1 protein-coding gene is annotated in these 3,284 nt (G+C 75.9%); it reads left to right on the plus strand.

The window, feature by feature from the left end; all coding sequences use genetic code 11:
• A partial coding sequence (locus ACFV0O_RS41340; RefSeq protein ID WP_380350203.1) for an amino acid adenylation domain-containing protein occupies positions 1 to 3,284 on the plus strand: 3,284 nt, incomplete at both ends.

A 3,284-nucleotide genomic window follows, 5' to 3' on the forward strand; every position in this document is an offset into this window, starting at 1 on the left:
TCGGCGCGCTGTCGGCGGGCCGGGCGGCCCGCACGCCGCAGGAGGAGATCCTCTGCGGACTGTTCGCGGAGGTGCTCGGCCTGGACGCGGTCGGCGTCGACGACGACTTCTTCGACCTGGGCGGCCACTCCCTGCTGGCCACCAAGCTGCTCAGCCGGGTCCGGACGGTGCTGGGCGCCGAGTCCGGTATCCGGGACGTCTTCGAGGCGCCGACGGTCGCCGGGCTGGCGGCCCGCCTGGGCACCGGTCCGGGCCCGCAGCGCCTCGCGCTGACGGCCGGGGGCGAGCGCCCGGACCGGGTGCCGCTGTCCTTCGCCCAGCAGCGGCTCTGGCTGATCGACCGGATGGAGGGCCCCGGCGCCCTCTACAACCTGCCCCTCGTCCTGCGGGTGGCGGGGGAGCTGGACACCTCGGCGCTGGAACGCGCCCTCGGTGACGTGGTCGCCCGGCACGAGAGCCTGCGCACCCTGATCGCCGAGGAGGACGGCACCCCGTACCAGCGGATCCTGCCCGCCGCTCAGGCCCGGGTCGGCGTCGAACTGCTGCCGCCGGGCACCGCCCCGGAGCTGTGCACCGCACGGGCCTTCGACCTGGCCGCCGACCTCCCGGTCCGCGCCCACGTCATCCCGGCCGCGGCCGGCGAGCACCTGCTCGTCCTCGTCCTGCACCACATCGCCGGCGACGGCTGGTCGATGGGACCGCTGCTGTCCGACCTCGCCACGGCCTACGCGGCCCGCACCGGTGGCGCGGCCCCGCAGTGGTCGCCGCTGCCCGTGCAGTACGCCGACTACGCGCTCTGGCAGCGCGAGCTGCTCGGTGACGAGGACGACCCGGAGAGCCTGGCCGCCCGCCAACTCGCCTACTGGCGCGAGGCCCTGGCCGGGCTGCCGGAGGAGCTGTCGCTGCCCGTCGACCGGCCGCGCCGCGCGGCCGCCAGCCACCGGGGCGAGCGCGTCGTCCTGCCGTACGGCGCCGAACTCCACCGTGCGGTCGCCGAGTTGTCGCGCGACCACCGCGTGACGGTGTTCATGACGCTGCAGGCGGCCCTGGCCGCGCTGCTGACCCGGCTCGGCGCGGGCACCGACGTCCCGATCGGCTCGGTGGTGGCCGGGCGTTCCGACGAGGCGCTGGACGAGCTGGTCGGCTTCTTCGTCAACACCCTGGTGCTGCGCACCGACACGTCGGGCGACCCCAGCTTCACCGAACTCCTGGCCCGCGTCCGGGAGACCCAGCTCGACGCCCACGCGCACCAGGACGTGCCCTTCGAACGCCTGGTGGAGGAACTCAACCCGACCCGCTCGCTCGCCCGGCACCCGCTCTTCCAGGTCATCCTGCTGCTGGAGGGCTCGGGCTCGGGCTCGGGCTCGGGGTCGCCGCTCGCCGGTACCGGCCTGGACGCCTCCGTGGTGTCCTCCGGCGGCTCGGTCGCCAAGTTCGACCTGTGCGTGGGCCTCGGCGAGTCCTTCGACGAGGACGGCGCCCCGGCCGGCCTGGAGTGCGCGATCGACTTCGCCACCGACCTGTTCGACCGGGAGACGGTCGAGGCGATCGCCGGGCGGTTCGGCCGACTGCTGGCGGCCGTGGCCGCGCGGCCCGAACTGCCGATCGGGCGGGTCGAGTTGCTGTCCGGCGCGGAGCGTGCCGCGCTGCCCGTGGACGGCGGCGCGCTGCCGGCCGAGGTCCCGCTGCTGCCGGCCGCCTTCGCGGCGCAGGCGGCCGGGACCCCGGAGGCCGTGGCCCTGGTCTGCGGCGACACCGCGCTGACCTTCGCCGAGCTGAACGCCCGGGCCAACCGGCTCGCGCACCGGCTGATCGCGGCGGGCGCCGGACGGGAGTCCGTGGTCGCCCTCGCGCTGCCGCGCTCGGCGGACACCGTGGTCGCGATGCTGGCCGTACTCAAGGCCGGCGGCGCCTACCTGCCGCTGGACGGCGAGTACCCGGCCGACCGCACCGCCCACATGCTGGCCGACGCCCGCCCGGCACTGGTGCTGACGGACGAACACTGGCCACTGCCCGAGGTCCTGGCCGGGTTGCGCACCCTCGACGTCGCCGAGCCGACCGGGGACAGCGCCGGCCTCGCCCGCCACGAAGCCGACGACCCGGAGCCGGGCATCGACTCGGGCGACGCCGCCTACGTCATCTACACCTCCGGCTCCACCGGCCGCCCCAAGGGCGTCGTGGTCCCGCACGGCGCCGTCGCCGCCCTGCTGGCCGCCCACCGGGCCACGCTGATCCGCGGCACCGGGCAGGCCCACGGCCGGCAGCGGATCGCCCTCACCGCCTCGCTCTGCTTCGACGCCTCGCTGGAGCCCGTGCTCTGGATGTACGCCGGGCACGAGCTGCACCTGATCGGCGACGAACTGCGCCGCGACCCGGCGGCCCTCGTCCGCCACACCGCCGACGCGGGAATCGACGCCCTGCACATCACCCCGTCCTACACCGAGCAGCTGATCGAGGAGGGCCTGCTGGACGCACCCGCGCCGCGACTCCTGCTGCTCGGCGGCGAGGCCGTCGGCCAGGCGCTGTGGCAGCGGCTGCGGGAGCACCCCGACACCGCGGGCCACAACTTCTACGGCCCGACCGAGGCCACCGTCTACGCGCTCACCCAGCCGTTCGACGCCGCCGAGCGCCCCGGCCTGGGCGGCCCGATCGCCGGTGTCCGCGCCCACGTCCTGGACGAGCACCTCAACCCCGTCCCGGTCGGGGTACCGGGGGAGCTGTACCTGGCCGGCGCCGGCCTGGCCCGGGGCTACCTGGGCCGGCCGGGCCTGACGGCAGAGCGCTTCGTCGCCTGCCCGTTCGCACCCGGGGACGGGGCGCGGATGTACCGCACCGGCGACCTGGTCCGCCGCACCCGCGACGGCGGCCTGGAGTTCCTGGGCCGCACCGACCACCAGGTCAAGATCCGCGGCTTCCGGATCGAACCCGGCGAGATCGAGCAGGTGGTCGCCCGCCACCCCGCCGTGCGTCAGTGCGTGGTCGCCGTGCGCGAGAGCGACACCGGCGACCGCCGACTGGTCGCCTACTGCACGGTGGGCCAGGCGTCGCCCGAACTCGCCGTCGAGCTGCGGCGGTTCGCCGCCGGGTCGCTGCCCGGCTACATGGTCCCGGCCGCCGTCGTCCTGCTGGACGCGGTGCCCCTGACCGGCAGCGGAAAGGTGGACCACCGGGCGCTCCCGGAGCCGGACTTCGGCGCGCTGTCGGCGGGCCGGGCGGCCCGCACGCCGCAGGAGGAGATCCTCTGCGGACTGTTCGCGGAGGTGCTCGGCCTGGACGCGGTCGGC

This window comes from Kitasatospora sp. NPDC059577, from assembly GCF_042735475.1.
Classification (GTDB): domain Bacteria; phylum Actinomycetota; class Actinomycetes; order Streptomycetales; family Streptomycetaceae; genus Kitasatospora.